The following is a 14,126-nucleotide window of genomic DNA, read 5'->3' as shown; positions in this document are numbered from 1 at the left end:
GCAAGCCCATTTTGTCAGTTATGACACAGGGCTCTCCGTACCGGTGTCTCTTCGCACCTGGTGAAATTGACGCAGCAGCTTTTCAACCAACTGCACGCCCTCATCTTCTTTTAACCCCTTTACTTTAACAGCAATCGTGATCTGTTGTCCACCCGACAGCCCAACCCTCTTGCCCCAGTTACTGGTAAGGGTAAACAAGGCTCCACCATCGATGTTGTTGTTCTGACTAGGGTGCAGGAACATTTTAATCTCGTCTGGATTCTTTTGGCTAATTTCGGTGATGTGGTGCTTCAAGGCATACACACGCAAACGAGAAATGGTCAACAGATTATCAACCGGCTTCGGAACTGGTCCAAAACGGTCTAGCAGCTCCTCTGCCAAATCGTCGACGTCTTCCAATGTAGACACCGCGACAAACTTTTTGTACATCTCGATTTTTTGTCGGCTGTCCGTAATGTACATCGACGGAATATAGGCATCCAGTTGCAGATTGATCTCCACAGGTGTGACAATTTCGTGTTTGACTTCGCCCTTCAGCTCATCAATGGCCTCTTTCAGCATCTGGCTGTACAAGTCGAATCCGACCGTATTAATAAAACCATGCTGCTCCGCGCCCAGCAAATTACCCGCTCCACGAATGGACAAGTCTCGCATCGCGATCTTGAAACCAGAGCCGAGCTCGGTAAATTCCTTGATGGCTTGCAGACGTTTTTCTGCTACCTCTGTCAGCACCTTGTCCCGCTGGTACGTAAAGTAAGCGTACGCAATTCGATTGGAACGACCTACACGTCCACGCAGCTGATACAGCTGGGACAAGCCCATTTTATCTGCATTGTAAATAATCAGCGTATTGACGTTCGGGATGTCCACCCCGGTCTCAATGATCGTCGTGCTGACCAATACGTCAAAATTCCCTTCCAAAAAGTCGAGAATGACGCCTTCCAGCTCGCTTTCGTTCATCTGCCCATGCGCCACAGCGATGCGCGCGTCGGGAACGAGCATAGAAATCTGCTCCGCCATCTGTTCGATTCCTTGTACTTGGTTGTAGAGGAAGAACACTTGCCCATCGCGAGCCATCTCACGCTCAATCGCTTCGCGAACGAGAGCAGGGCTGTAATCCATCACATACGTCTGCACCGGAAAACGATTTTCTGGCGGCGTTTCGATGACAGACAAATCACGCACACCGAGCATCGACATGTGCAAGGTACGCGGAATCGGCGTAGCGGTCAGAGTCATGACATCCACATTCGTTTTGATCTGCTTCAGCTTTTCCTTGTGGCTCACGCCGAAGCGCTGCTCCTCGTCTACGATTAACAGACCGAGCTCGCGGAATGTCAGGTCTTTGGAAAGCAGACGGTGCGTACCGATGACGACATCGACTGTGCCTTCCTTCAGTCCTTTTAACGTGGCATTCTGCTCTTTGCGCGAACGGAATCGACTCAATACCTCCACGCGGATCGGATATTCCGCAAAACGCTCACGGAACGTCTCGTAATGCTGCTGAGCCAGAATCGTAGTTGGAACCAAAACGGCTACCTGTTTTCCGTCCATGACAGACTTGAAGGCAGCACGAATCGCAACCTCTGTCTTCCCGTAACCCACGTCTCCACAAACGAGGCGATCCATCGGACGTTTGCGCTCCATGTCCGCTTTGACTTCAGAAATCGCGCGGAGCTGGTCTTGTGTTTCCTGATAAGGGAACATCGCTTCAAATTCACGCTGCTCTGTCGTGTCGGGAGAGAATGTATGACCGACAGCCGCTTCGCGGGCTGCGTACAGTTTGATCAAATCTTCGGCGATATCCTTTACGGACGACTGGACTTTATTTTTGACGCGTTTCCATTCGCTGCCGCCCAAGCTGTAAATCTTCGGCTGTGCCTCTTCGCTCGCCACGTACTTCTGCACATGGTCGATTTGATCAATCGGAACAAACAGACTGTCTCCTGCGGCGTATTGAATATGAAGGTAATCTTTATGAATTCCGAGAATTTCCTTGGTTTCAATTCCAAGGTATTTTCCAATCCCGTGATTCACGTGGACGACGAAATCACCGGGCTTAAGCTCAAGGTAGTTTTTGATACGCTCGGCGTTGTTCATTGTCTGTTGAACTTTGCGCGCCTTGCGCTGTTTTGCTGTAAAAACTTCGCCTTCCGTAATAACAACCAACTTGTTTAATGGCAGCTCAAAGCCTGTCTGGAGGTTTCCTAAAATGATCGTAGGACGTCCCGGAGGCACTGTTTCCACTGCATCTGTTAAAACATCCGCTTCCATTTCGTAGTCATGCAGGACACGCTCCAGTCGCTTCGCACGCTCCAAATCAGCTGCGACAAAGACGATCTGATCCTGGGACTTCTTCCAACGAGCCAGTTCTGTTTTCAGTACGTTCATCTGTCCATGGAAGTTTTGCATGGTGCGGCAAGTCAGATTCACGATATTTTGCGGCTGGGTCTTCGGTGATTGTCTCAAAAATAGGGAGAGGTAAACGATCTGGCGCTTTTTCGTCGACATGATCTCGTCGTACGTGCGCGACAGGCTGAGATTGGACATATATTCGCCCTGGATGATGCGTCCTGTCAGCCATTCCCCTTCTTCTTTTTGCAATTGCGCTGCCGTATCCAACACACGGGAAGGCTCATCAACGATCAGCAAGGTATCGGAAGGCATATAGGACAATAAGGTATCACCCGTCGGGTAAATGACAGAGATGTACGAATACAGCTGCGCAAAACGCTGTCCGTGCTTCATTCTCTCTGCATCAGAGCCGATTCGCTCCATGACTTTTTCCTTGGCAGCCCCATCCTTCAAATTGGCGATGGTTTCTCCCAGCTTTTGTTCTAAGCGAACAGCCGATTCTTGCAATAACGGGGTCGAAGCGATCATTTCTTTTGCCGGACCGAGAATATAAGTCTGGACGGATTCCAGTGACCGTTGGGAGAGCATGTCAAACGTACGAATCGAATCGATCTCCACATCAAAAAGCTCAATCCGCACCGGCCACTCCGAATCGATCGGATACAAGTCGATAATTCCACCGCGAATACTCATTTCTCCCTTGCGCTCGACCATGTCCACTCGCTCATAGCCAAGCTCAATACATCGGAGTAAAAAGGACTCAATATCGAGTTCATCACCGACAGATAACTGAATTTGTGCTTCCTTCCATACTTGCGGAGGGACGACCAAGCGACGCAAGCCAGCAAAAGGTGCAACCAAAAAACCCGTAAAGCCTTGGGCCAGACGGTTGAATACATGAATTCGCTGCGCCAGCATTTCTGGGCTGGCAATGGCAAGCTCAGAGCCAATCAGCTCATTACCGGGATAAAGCAACACCTGATCAGAGGGTACCAACTCGATCAAATCTTCGTATACTTTTTGTGCTTGGTACATGTTATGCGTCACTACGCAGACCGGACGATCTGACATTTGTTGCAATGACGCCATCAATACTTGCCGGGCGGAACCAGCTAAGCCAGAGACAAGCTGCTCATGTAGCCCCTTCTCCAAACCAGCCACGATTGTCCCGACGTTCGTGTCCTGTTTCATCGGGTTAATGATGACTTGCATTCACTAATCCCCTCTCTAATTCTTCTATCAACTAAAATCAGAGCCTCGCTGACGTTCACAACAACCGCAGATCAGCCATGCGAAAAGAAGCCTTAGCTCCCCAAGCTAAGGCCTTGTCAGTGCAAGCCTTCCTAATCCGTATCCACTTATTGAAGTGGGTTTCCGACTAGCGAAAGCTCTGGATGCTGAATCAGCGCTTCACGGCAATAATCGCACGTGATGCTGACGACCGTATCTCCACTTTGTTCTCTCGATATTATAAGAGCACGTTCCTCCGGGGTCAAGGAATCAAACCCGAGCTGCGCTTCTGTTACTTGCGATTCGTCAAATTCTGCAATCTTCATGCCGCAGCAACGACATGTATAGCGTATGCTCATGCACATACCACCCCCATACTGTTCCTATCGGTTAGTATGGACGATTGGGTGGGAAATCATACTACTTCTTCAAGCTGTTGTAATGGTTCATGACCTTTAAAAACGACTCTCTTGTCCACATGGCGCATGCATCAGCAGCCAAGCCCACCGCTTCTTGAATGTCGGCTCTTTCCGCCACTGGAAACGTATTCAAAACATAGTCGCTGACGCTCCGCCCTGGTTCAGGACGACTGATTCCGACCTTGATTCGTTTAAACTCCTGTGTGCCCAAATGCTGAATCATCGACTTGATGCCGTTGTGCCCACCAGCGCTGCCTTTTTCTCGCAGACGAAGATGTCCCGTCGGCAAATCAAGATCGTCGTAGATGACGACGAGATCGTCCGGGATCAGCTTGTAAAACTTGAGGACTTCCGCTACCGATTCACCGGAGAGATTCATGTACGTCTGCGGCTTCACCAGCAATACCTTCTCGCCTTCGATGCGGCCTTCGCCCACGAGTGCACGAAACTTGTTTTGCGTAACAGGAATTCCCCATTTGTCGCTAATCTTATCTATGGCCATAAAGCCAGCATTATGTCTGGTGTCTTCATATTTTTTGCCGGGATTGCCCAATCCGATTATGACTTTCACGCTTATTCCCTCCTACTCTCTCCCCATTGTACTCGAATGGTTACGTGAACAAAAGTAGAAGGGCAGAGATGAAATCACCTCGCCCTTCTTTTTTTATGCCCTGATTTTATTCGTTAGCGGTTCCTGCTTTTTCGGCCACTGCCTCTGCTTCTTGCTCCGCATCAATCGATTCTTCAGACTTGGCCTTCACTGGCAGTACACTGATCAGCACTTCCGTGGATTCCAGCCCTAGATCTACTCCGGGTGGGACATTCAGATCGGAAACCAGCACAACATCCCCAATATTCAATCCATCGACATCGACCAGGAACGATTCTGGTATATTACCTGGCAAGCAAGTCACTTCCACACTGTGGCGGACAAGGGTAGCCACACCCAGCTCCGGATCTCCTGTCATGAGGACAGGTACGGACGTGTGTATTTTTTCATTCATATTGATCTTCTTAAAATCTGCATGCAAAATGTTCCCTTGCAAAGGATGCCGTTGCAGCTCGTAAACCATGACATCGTACGTGTTCCCGTCTACATTCAACCGGAATGGCTTGTTCGTCGACTGGTGACGCAGGGCCGCATCCAGCTCTCTTCCTTTGACCTGAATCGGCTTATTGCCCACTTCGCTGCCGTACATAATACCGGGAATCCAGCCTTCGTTGCGCAGTACCTTTACAGCATTGCCTGTCTTTTTTTCACGAGACTGTGCCTGTAATTGTTCCACAAAAAAACCTCCTTCGGACTGCTAGTAAAAGTTTCCTCACTAGCTTGTCCATCGGAGGTTTAGTTCAATCCCCTAACAGGGGATTGTATATTAATCGAACAACTTGCTTACGGAAAGCTCTTCGTGAACACGAATGATTGCTTCACCAATGATTGGCGCTACGGAAAGAACGGTAATCTTATCGATAATTTGTTCTTCTGTCAGCGGGATCGAGTTGGTCACAATCAGTTCCTTGATCTTCGAGTTAGCAATACGCTCAATAGCAGGACCAGACAGAACTGGGTGCGTGCAGCATGCATATACTTCACGTGCGCCTGCTTCTACAAGTGCACTTGCAGCCAGTGTGATTGTTCCAGCGGTATCGATAATATCGTCGATGATGATCGCTGTTTTGCCTTCGATGTTACCTACGATGTTCATTACTTCGGCTACGTTTGGTTCTGGGCGACGTTTGTCAATAATGGCAATAGGCGCTTCCAGACGTTCTGCCAATTTACGAGCACGGGTCACTCCACCGTGGTCTGGAGATACGACAACGATATCTTTCAGACCTTTTTCAGAGAAGTGTTTACCCAAGATAGGCACACCCAGCAGATGATCTACCGGAATATCGAAGAAGCCTTGGATTTGTGTTGCGTGCAGATCCATCGTAATCACACGTTGTGCACCTGCTGTCTCGATCAGGTTCGCAACCAGCTTGGCCGTGATTGGATCGCGTGCACGTGCTTTACGATCTTGACGAGCATAACCGTAGTAAGGAATTACTACGTTAATACTCTTAGCCGAAGCGCGTTTCAATGCATCGACCATGACCAAAAGCTCCATCAAATGCTCATTAACGGGAGCAGACGTTGGCTGAATGACAAATACGTCACAACCGCGAACGCTTTCATTGAGTTTGAGTTGGCATTCGCCATCACTAAAGCGCACTACTTGTGCGTTTCCGAGTGGTACACCGATGTGTTCGGCGATTTCTTTTGCCAGTTCCGGGTTTGCGTTGCACGTAAATACCTTCAGTTTTGGGTCGCGGTAGTTAGCCATGATCTTCTCAAGAACCTCCCGTTTATGATTGCTTTTTGCCCTTGCGAGGCATTTTGTTCGCGTAATCGATTTTATTTACTTGACGCTCACGTGCGATCGCAAGCGCATTATCTGGCACATCTTGATTAATGGTCGATCCTGCAGCTACATAAGCATTTTGTCCAACTGTAACGGGCGCAACCAGATTGCTGTTGCATCCGATGAATGCTCCATCTTTTACTGTTGTTTTATGCTTCACTGCCCCATCGTAATTGACGGTAATCGTTCCACAGCCAATATTGACTCCGTCTCCGATCTCCGCATCTCCTACATAACTGAGATGAGGAACCTTCGTACCGTCACCAATTTTCGCATTTTTCAATTCCACGAAATCACCGATTTTAGCATTGCTTCCAATCTGTGATCCTGGTCGAACATAAGCAAATGGCCCAACAGATGAGTCGCTTTCCACACTCGAATCAACCATTACCGAGTAAGAAATGGTCACGCCACTCGCTACTTTTACATTCGTCAGATCCGCTTGGGGTCCGATTACGCAATCAGCTCCCACGGTTGTTTGTCCACGCAGGAAAGAACCTGGGTGGATCACGGTATCTGCCTCAATCTTCACATCAGTTTCGATGTACGTAGACGCTGGATCGATGATTGTCACACCATTTCGCATGTGACCAGTCATAATACGTTTTTTCATGTAGGCTTCTGCTTCGGATAGCTGTACACGATCGTTTACACCCATCGTTTCCTCCGGGTCAATCGCTTCGTATCCAACTACCTTTTCACCTGCATCACGCAAAATACCAACAACGTCCGTTACATAGTATTCGCCTTGTGCGTTGTCATTTTTCACTTCCGCCAAGGCTTTCCATAATTTTCGGTTGTCATAGCAGTATATGCCCGTATTAATTTCTCTGATCGCCCGTTCCGCTTCCGTAGCGTCCTTATGTTCCACGATTCGCAATACTTCGCCCGCCTCATTGCGCACGATACGCCCATAACCTGTTGCATCAGGTAATACGGCGGTTAATACAGTTGCAGCCGCTTGCTGCTCCTCGTGATAGGTCAGCAAGGCCGACAACGTAGTCGCTGACAAGAGGGGAACGTCTCCATATAAAAGAAACGTAGTTCCTTCTTTATCCTGTAAAAACGGCGCTGCCTGCGAAACGGCATGTGCCGTTCCCAACTGTTCTTCTTGCAGTGCATAAGTGATATCCTCGCCTAGCTTGGCGCGGACAGCGTCAGCACCATGACCTACGACGACAACGATATCCTGAACCTGCATGGACGCCATCGTATCGACTACATGCTGAACCATAGGCTTTCCGCACACAGGGTGCAGGACTTTGTACAGCTTCGATTTCATCCGTGTACCCTGACCAGCAGCCAGAACCACGGCATGGATCTTAGACATGTCAACCCTCCATCGTAGAAGTTCCACAATGACTATATCCTAATTCATATGTGAATTTCAAGACAATCGATACAGGATTATCCCGATTCCTTGCATTGCCAGTAGTTAGACACGAGGCAGACAACATTTAATTTTCTGACAGAAATGTGATATATTGTTGGGCGAAAGGGGTTATTTGAAGGAGGTAGGATTAGATGAGCGCAGAGGTATACTTGCTGACTGGGTATTTAGGAAGCGGAAAAACCACCCTTTTGCAAAAATGGCTGACTCATTTGCGCATCACAGACCAGAAAGTAGTCGTCTTGATGAATGAAATGGGGGAGGAAGATATTGACGGGGAACAATTGCAAGGCTTTGGCTTTCCTGTCAAAAAAATGCTCGATGGCTGCATATGCTGCTCGATCAAGGGCGAGCTGACGGAGGGCTTGAAAGATATTATGAATGGCATTGCGCCAGACCGAATCCTCATCGAGACTACTGGCGTAGCCGATCCACTTGATGTCATCGATACGATTACCCATCCAGAGCTGTATGATCGACTGGAGTTAAAAGGGACCATTAGTGTTGTCGACGCCTCCCGCTTTCTGGACCTCAACTCACGCTTCTCCTCGACTGCTACTCTGGTCAAAACGATTCGGAACCAAGTGCGTTACGCAGACCTGCTTCTTTTGAACAAAACCGATTTGACCAGTCCTGATGTCATAGAGCGGGTCCGTCAAAAGCTCAGTGAAATCAATCCGACTGCACCCATACACGCTACTGTTCAGGCAGAAATAGAAGTCTCCCGGCTTTTGTCTGTCAAACGCACCGTTCATGAGCGGTCGCCAGGCAACGAGACAGACCGCCCCATTGCCGTACAGAAAAGCATCGGCCGAATGTCCACGATGGACAGGCTCAAGCAATCCCTTGGCCTAAAAACAAGCCACCCCTCTCTCTACAATAGTATCGAAACGTTTTCCTATGTATTCACCGGACCCGTAGACGCAAAAAAATTTGAGGACTTTCTATACGATCTCCCCAAAAACGTCTATCGGGCAAAAGGCTACGTCCAGTTCCACGGAAAGCCCGAGCTGATCTCGTTTCAACATACTGATAATCAGGTGCTCCTCTTCCCTTTTGAAAATTTCGGACCGAAAATGGTCGCTGTCTTCATCGGGGAAGGAATGGACCAAGAATTAATTTTGAACGATTTAAAAAAATGTTATGGTTAACGGACGCCGAAGCACCCTGCCGCATATGACAGGGTGCTTTGAGTATAAGGACTTTTTAAGCACCAGCTTCGATAGTGCTCTCTTCCTCTTGACCTACGCGGTCATATTCTGTGAGAACTGCTGCCTGAATTTTTTCACGGGTAGTCGAAGAAATCGGATGTGCAATATCACGGAATTCTCCGTCTGGTGTACGCTTGCTCGGCATAGCTACGAACATACCATTGTTTCCGTCAATGACACGGATATCATGAACCACGAATTCATGGTCGATTGTAATGGATGCAATCGCTTTCATCCTACCATCCGTATTCACTCGGCGAAGTCTTACGTCTGTTACTTCCATCTAGTTCACTCCCTTTATCTATGTAACGCGTTTAGGATTATTTCCACCCGCTGGGTAAATATTCCTGCTTATCATTATGCAATATTTGAAAAAATATATAAATATGTTTATATGTCATTTTTTGGAAACTTTTCTACAAACACAAAAAAATAGCCCAACGCGCGTGGCATCAGGCTATTTTCCATTTTTTTCTATTCAATATAGGCTACGATTTCAATTTCAACTTTTACGTCACGTGGCAGGCGTGCCACTTCCACCGTGGAACGAGCTGGCTTGTGATCGCCAAAATATTGGCCGTACACTTCGTTCAGTTGACCAAAATCATTCATGTCCTTGATGAATACGGTCGCCTTCACTACGTTCGTCAGGTTGCCACCGGCTTCTGCCAGTACCGCTTGAATGTTGGAAAAAACCTGATGGGTTTGCTCCACGACGTCACCTTCTACCAAAGTGCCGTCTGCACGCAGCGGAATTTGACCCGATGCAAAAAGAAATGGACCTACCTTTGCAGCTTGGCTGTAAGGACCAATAGCGGCAGGAGCCTTGTCAGTTGAAACAAAAGAGATTGCCATACCTATCTACTCCCCTCTATTTTCAAAAAAACTGCCCAGCTCTATTTCAATTTGCTTGCCCTTGAAGTCTACATCCTGCAGTTTTGCAAGCGATACATATTCATCTACCAAACGCTCAGCAACATCCGCGGTCGTTTCTACCAGTACGCCGCAGCCTACTACGGTTGCACGGAATTCCTGCAACAGATCAATCATGCCCCGCAATGTCCCGCCAGCTTTCATAAAGTCGTCCACAATGAGGACGCGAGACTGCTCGGCCAAACCGCGGCGAGCGAGTGACATGGTTTGAATTCGTTTACTGGAACCCGATACATAGTTAATGCTCACTACTGAACCTTCCGTCACCTTGTTGTCTCGGCGCACAATCACAACAGGCACATTCAAAAACATAGCCGTCGCATACGCAAGTGGAATCCCCTTTGTTTCCACCGTCATGACAACATCCACATTTTTATCCGCATAAGCGGTTGCAAAGAGCTTTCCGATCTTCGCCATCGTTTGTGGATTTCCGAGAATGTCGGACATGTACAAGTATCCACCTGGCAAAAGTCTCTCTGGATTAGCGAGTTGACCGATCAGTTCGCGCATGAAGTGAAGGGCCTCTTCCGTTTTGACCTGTGGAATATACTTCACTCCGCCTGCCGCTCCCGCCACCGTTTTCAACAAGCCTACCCCTTGGACTTCAAAAGCCTCTTTGATGATAGACAAGTCTTCACTGATGGATGATTTCGCTGCGCCGTATTGTTCCGCGAACAGAGTGAGAGGAGTCAGCGTATGGGGATGGGCGAGCAAGTGCTGCGTCATGTCAACCAGACGTGCACTTCTGCGCAATTTCTTCATGGCTCTTCCTCCAAAACCGAATATTATGCTGATAATGTATCATTTCCATACGGGTTTATGCAAGTATTTCCCCATCTTGAGCGCCTAACATTCGGACAACAAACACATCTTTGACAAAACCTCGCAACGCATTGTAGATCCGATGTACTTTCGCTTCCTTTTGCACAAGAGCAAACACAGTAGGGCCGCTGCCAGACATCAGAACACCATCTGCCCCCGAAGCGACCATGAGATCCTTGATCTGTTTTACTTGTGGATGGAGCGAGAGTGTGACGTTCTCCAACACATTCCCAAGAGATTGGCACATGAGTGAAAAGTCTTGGGTTGCGATGGCTTGCAGCATTTGCTTGGTATCGGGATGATTATCGATCTGGGCCACACGCAGGTTTCCGTATACATCCGGGGTAGATACTCCGATAGGCGGCTTGGCTAGAATGACCCAGCACGGTGCAGGCGCTCCCAGATGCGCAATCTGTTCGCCACGCCCTGTCGCCAGCGCTGTTCCTCCATAAACGCAAAATGGCACATCAGAGCCAATCTCCGCTCCGATTTTAGCCAGCTCATCTCTGGTCAACCCGAGGTTCCACAATTGGTTCAAGCCGCGCAATGTAGCTGCTGCATCACTGCTGCCACCTGCCAGTCCAGCCGCAACCGGAATTTGCTTGTCAATATACAAGTGTACGCCTTGGCGTACTTGAAATTTTTCTTTCATGAGCGTTGCCGCTTTATATGCGTGGTTACGGATATCATCCGGTACGAAGCTGGCAGAACAGTCCAGCGTAATCTCACCATCTTCGCGTAGAGTCATGTCCACACGATCTGCCAAGTCTACGGTTGTCATCACCATTTCTACTTCGTGATAACCGTCCGGCCGTTTGGCAAGCACGTCGAGAGTCAAATTAATTTTGGCCGGAGCTTTGACCGAGATACGCACGTAATTCACCTCTGCCTACTTTCTAAATTTCCTAGTCTCTTATTGTAGCATAGGCAAACTCTCCCATGCCACTTGATCAATTAAAAAGAATAGGATCGAGATCATTATGGGTATTTCGAAAATTCAGCTCTCTTTACAGAAAAAAAGCCGGGTTGCCCCGGCCTTGTCAACGAGTGTTTATATGGTGAGAAACGTCCGTACGATCAAACCCAAACGTTACAATCGCTTAGCGGCTAATGCTTCCTCAGCAAGCTGAACAGCGCGCTTGACCATGTTACCCGCGTCCCGTGTCGTGATGCCTCCCCAACCCTCGGATTTTACCGTATCGTAAAACCCAAGCTCTTTGGCCAGCTCCATCTTAAACTGCTCTGACATCAGTCCTCGTCTGCGACCCATAGCACCCTCCTTCTCGTTGACAGGCTTAGTGTGCTCCATGCCGCTCTTTTTATTGCCTCAACCAAATGTTCAGAGCTTTTTGATATAAAAAACAAAACAGTAGAACCCAAAAGGGCTCTACTGTTGTACAAATGTGATGCGGATGTGCTCGTTTTCGCGGCACACCGTCAATTCTACTGTTTCCGTCAAGATGTCAGCATAGCTGTAAGATACCCGCTCAAAGAGTTGGTCGTCATCCAGCTTTACCACAAACACAGATGGGTAAGTTTCTTCGAGGATGCCACTACGTTCAACGGTTTTGCGGCGACCGCCATTAGCCTTCAGCAGGATGCGCTCACCAATGTGTCCGTCTAAACTACGTTTAATGTCAAGTAACGCGTTTCTTGCCATTGTTCCATCCACCTCGCTTACATCTATTATAACAGCACCCTTATATTTTGTCAAAGAAATAAAAAATTATAGCAACCCTGCCGATATTTTGTCAACGGGGTTTTTTTCATAAAAAACGTAGATATTTGTCAAATGTTATGCATAAAGGGCATAAACACGCAAAAACCCCCATTCTTGGGGGATCACGCCCAAAAATAAAGGGGTCGTCTACACGATTTACGTAATTAGTCCGCGGCGCATACCTTCGTTCGCTAGGCGGGCAAATTCGTCCAAACTGAGTGTTTCACCACGCCGAGTCGGATCGATCTCGATGTCAGTGAGCATCTGTATTACTTCATCCTTTTGGGTTTTAGGAAACAGTCCGTTCATTAGGTTGTTCAACAAAGTCTTACGGCGCTGTGCAAACGAGCTGCGTACCACCCGGAAAAACACATCCTGATCGTCTACTTCCACTGGCGGACGATCCCTTACCTTTAAGCGAATCACTGCCGAGTCGACATTCGGACGCGGAATGAACACACTTGCAGGTACAATCATCGCTACTTCTGTTTCTGCATAGAATTGAGCTGCGACTGAAAGAGAGCCATAGTCTTTCGTTCCTGGTTTGGCTGCAATTCTCTCTGCCACTTCCTTTTGGATCATGACCACTATGTTTTCGAGGGGCAATCTCTCTTCCAGCAGCTTCATCAGGATCGGTGTCGTCACATAGTAAGGCAGATTCGCCACTACGCTCAGCTTTTCCACTCCTGTCATCTTTTCTTCTATTAACTTCTTCAGATCCAGCTCCAGTACGTCCCCATGAACGACTTCAATATTTTCATAGGGTGACAGCGTGTCCTGCAAAATAGGCAAAAGGCGTTGGTCGATTTCGATCGCCATCACTTTTTTGGCTGCTCGTCCCAATTGCTCCGTCAGCGCACCGATGCCGGGCCCAATTTCAATCGCTCCCTTTTCCTTGGTAAGGTCTGCCTCTGAAACAATGTTATGTAAAATGTTGGTGTCTATCAGGAAGTTCTGGCCCAGACTCTTCTTAAAAGAAAAGCCGTACTTCTCCAATATCTCCTTTGTACGCGTAGGTGTGGCAATATCCTTGCCCGCTATTTGGGTCATGGCTTACTCCCTCTCTTTATTGATGGCCATAATGGCCGCTTCGAATTCTGCTCGACTGATTTGGAAGGCATTGAGCCGTTGCAGCATTTGCTTGGCGTTGGCGTATCCGATCCCCAATGCTTCTCCCAGCTTGATTCTACGTTCTTTGGCATCTACTCCCGACGTAAGGCCATTTGCCAACAGATCGTCAGAGGTAATCTCTCCAGCCGTTTCCACCATTTCGGTACGTACTTCTGAAAGCGCACGAATAATCACGTCAGGTGTCGCGTTCTCAACGCCGATGTCGCCCTTTTTGGTTCCGTCCTCCTGGGTAATAAATGCGTGCTTGCAGCCTGGAACAGACTTGCTGATAATTTTTCGGATGCGCTCCCCTTGATAATCAGGGTCTGTAAAAATAATAACACCGCGTTTTTGTTGCGCCAGCCTGATTTTTTCAATCGTTCTTTTATGAATGGCAGAACCGCCAGTTTCAATCGTATCGGCATTAACCGCACGCTTGATTGCTGCGGTATCGTCTCGTCCTTCCACCACGATGACTTCCTTGATCTTCATCATGTGCTCCCACTTTCGTACAAAGTCGGTACGATACTA

15 protein-coding genes are annotated in these 14,126 nt (G+C 48.2%); 1 reads left to right on the top strand and 14 read right to left on the bottom strand.

All coding sequences use genetic code 11. The features are described 5' to 3' along the window. Window positions 1–18 precede the first annotated feature (18 nt). The 6 genes from mfd to glmU form a co-directional block, all read right to left on the bottom strand. Window positions 19–3,567 (bottom strand): transcription-repair coupling factor, encoded by a 3,549-nt coding sequence (mfd, locus tag ACKKE8_RS00685; RefSeq protein ID WP_409176546.1) that lies wholly within the window; start codon window positions 3,565–3,567, stop codon window positions 19–21. Window positions 3,568–3,713: 146 nt separating this feature from the next. Next, the gene (locus tag ACKKE8_RS00680; RefSeq protein ID WP_007726431.1) at window positions 3,714–3,944 is read right to left on the bottom strand and encodes an anti-sigma-F factor Fin; all 231 of its coding nucleotides are present in this window, start codon (window positions 3,942–3,944) and stop codon (window positions 3,714–3,716) included. 61 nt (window positions 3,945–4,005) lie between these two features. Further along, window positions 4,006–4,575 carry an aminoacyl-tRNA hydrolase gene (gene pth / locus ACKKE8_RS00675; protein ID WP_047074477.1) on the bottom strand — a complete coding sequence of 190 codons (570 nt, stop codon included), beginning with the start codon at window positions 4,573–4,575 and terminating at the stop codon, window positions 4,006–4,008. Window positions 4,576–4,681: 106 nt separating this feature from the next. Continuing rightward, on the bottom strand, window positions 4,682–5,290 hold the full coding sequence (locus tag ACKKE8_RS00670) for a 50S ribosomal protein L25 (protein ID WP_409176545.1): 609 nt from the start codon (window positions 5,288–5,290) through the stop codon (window positions 4,682–4,684). A 90-nt stretch (window positions 5,291–5,380) separates the two neighbouring features. Continuing rightward, window positions 5,381–6,331 carry a ribose-phosphate diphosphokinase gene (locus ACKKE8_RS00665; protein WP_007726399.1) on the bottom strand — a complete coding sequence of 317 codons (951 nt, stop codon included), beginning with the start codon at window positions 6,329–6,331 and terminating at the stop codon, window positions 5,381–5,383. Window positions 6,332–6,353: 22 nt separating this feature from the next. Beyond that, window positions 6,354–7,739: a bifunctional UDP-N-acetylglucosamine diphosphorylase/glucosamine-1-phosphate N-acetyltransferase GlmU gene (gene glmU, locus ACKKE8_RS00660; RefSeq protein WP_409176544.1), complete on the bottom strand. Its 1,386-nt coding sequence runs from the start codon at window positions 7,737–7,739 to the stop codon at window positions 6,354–6,356. Between the two features lie 194 nt (window positions 7,740–7,933). Between glmU and ACKKE8_RS00655 the strand changes: the two genes are divergently transcribed. Further along, window positions 7,934–8,950 carry a CobW family GTP-binding protein gene (locus ACKKE8_RS00655; RefSeq protein ID WP_409176543.1) on the top strand — a complete coding sequence of 339 codons (1,017 nt, stop codon included), beginning with the start codon at window positions 7,934–7,936 and terminating at the stop codon, window positions 8,948–8,950. A gap of 55 nt (window positions 8,951–9,005) precedes the next feature. Here the strand turns inward: ACKKE8_RS00655 and spoVG are convergent, their stop codons facing one another. The 8 genes from spoVG to rnmV all read right to left on the bottom strand — a co-directional run bounded on the left by spoVG (window position 9,006) and on the right by rnmV (window position 14,087). Beyond that, window positions 9,006–9,293 (bottom strand): septation regulator SpoVG, encoded by a 288-nt coding sequence (gene spoVG, locus ACKKE8_RS00650; RefSeq protein WP_007719936.1) that lies wholly within the window; start codon window positions 9,291–9,293, stop codon window positions 9,006–9,008. A gap of 191 nt (window positions 9,294–9,484) precedes the next feature. Beyond that, complete coding sequence (locus ACKKE8_RS00645; protein ID WP_007719935.1) at window positions 9,485–9,865, bottom strand: RidA family protein; 381 nt, start codon at window positions 9,863–9,865, stop codon at window positions 9,485–9,487. 6 nt (window positions 9,866–9,871) lie between these two features. Next, entirely contained in the window at window positions 9,872–10,705 is an 834-nt protein-coding gene (gene purR, locus ACKKE8_RS00640) for a pur operon repressor (RefSeq protein WP_409176542.1), read from the bottom strand. A 55-nt stretch (window positions 10,706–10,760) separates the two neighbouring features. Next, the gene (gene ispE, locus ACKKE8_RS00635) at window positions 10,761–11,639 is read right to left on the bottom strand and encodes a 4-(cytidine 5'-diphospho)-2-C-methyl-D-erythritol kinase (RefSeq protein ID WP_409176541.1); all 879 of its coding nucleotides are present in this window, start codon (window positions 11,637–11,639) and stop codon (window positions 10,761–10,763) included. 216 nt (window positions 11,640–11,855) lie between these two features. Continuing rightward, entirely contained in the window at window positions 11,856–12,035 is a 180-nt protein-coding gene (locus ACKKE8_RS00630; protein WP_012683866.1) for a small, acid-soluble spore protein, alpha/beta type, read from the bottom strand. 117 nt (window positions 12,036–12,152) lie between these two features. Further along, window positions 12,153–12,425, bottom strand: a complete 273-nt coding sequence (gene veg, locus ACKKE8_RS00625) for a biofilm formation stimulator Veg (protein ID WP_005830485.1) — start codon at window positions 12,423–12,425, stop codon at window positions 12,153–12,155. A 216-nt stretch (window positions 12,426–12,641) separates the two neighbouring features. Then, window positions 12,642–13,535: a 16S rRNA (adenine(1518)-N(6)/adenine(1519)-N(6))-dimethyltransferase RsmA gene (gene rsmA, locus ACKKE8_RS00620; RefSeq protein ID WP_409176540.1), complete on the bottom strand. Its 894-nt coding sequence runs from the start codon at window positions 13,533–13,535 to the stop codon at window positions 12,642–12,644. 3 nt (window positions 13,536–13,538) lie between these two features. After that, complete coding sequence (gene rnmV / locus ACKKE8_RS00615) at window positions 13,539–14,087, bottom strand: ribonuclease M5 (protein WP_409179051.1); 549 nt, start codon at window positions 14,085–14,087, stop codon at window positions 13,539–13,541. Window positions 14,088–14,126: the final 39 nt, after the last annotated feature.

It is taken from the genome of Brevibacillus fortis, from assembly GCF_046196545.1.
GTDB lineage: Bacteria > Bacillota > Bacilli > Brevibacillales > Brevibacillaceae > Brevibacillus > Brevibacillus fortis_A.
Note: the sequence above shows the minus strand (reverse complement) of the source record. Positions and strands in the feature narration are given on the sequence as shown.

Bases quoted from the DNA above. Each gene is read 5' to 3' on its own strand.
- veg (WP_005830485.1), bottom strand. From the start codon at position 12,425: ATGGCAAGAAACGCGTTACTTGACATTAAACGTAGTTTAGACGGACAC.
- spoVG (WP_007719936.1), bottom strand. From the start codon at position 9,293: ATGGAAGTAACAGACGTAAGACTTCGCCGAGTGAATACGGATGGTAGG.
- purR (WP_409176542.1), bottom strand. From the start codon at position 10,705: ATGAAGAAATTGCGCAGAAGTGCACGTCTGGTTGACATGACGCAGCAC.
- ACKKE8_RS00645 (WP_007719935.1), bottom strand. From the start codon at position 9,865: ATGGCAATCTCTTTTGTTTCAACTGACAAGGCTCCTGCCGCTATTGGT.
- ACKKE8_RS00655 (WP_409176543.1), top strand. From the start codon at position 7,934: ATGAGCGCAGAGGTATACTTGCTGACTGGGTATTTAGGAAGCGGAAAA.
- glmU (WP_409176544.1), bottom strand. From the start codon at position 7,739: ATGTCTAAGATCCATGCCGTGGTTCTGGCTGCTGGTCAGGGTACACGG.
- ACKKE8_RS00630 (WP_012683866.1), bottom strand. From the start codon at position 12,035: ATGGGTCGCAGACGAGGACTGATGTCAGAGCAGTTTAAGATGGAGCTG.
- rsmA (WP_409176540.1), bottom strand. From the start codon at position 13,535: ATGACCCAAATAGCGGGCAAGGATATTGCCACACCTACGCGTACAAAG.
- rnmV (WP_409179051.1), bottom strand. From the start codon at position 14,087: ATGAAGATCAAGGAAGTCATCGTGGTGGAAGGACGAGACGATACCGCA.
- ACKKE8_RS00665 (WP_007726399.1), bottom strand. From the start codon at position 6,331: ATGGCTAACTACCGCGACCCAAAACTGAAGGTATTTACGTGCAACGCA.
- mfd (WP_409176546.1), bottom strand. From the start codon at position 3,567: ATGCAAGTCATCATTAACCCGATGAAACAGGACACGAACGTCGGGACA.
- ACKKE8_RS00680 (WP_007726431.1), bottom strand. From the start codon at position 3,944: ATGAGCATACGCTATACATGTCGTTGCTGCGGCATGAAGATTGCAGAA.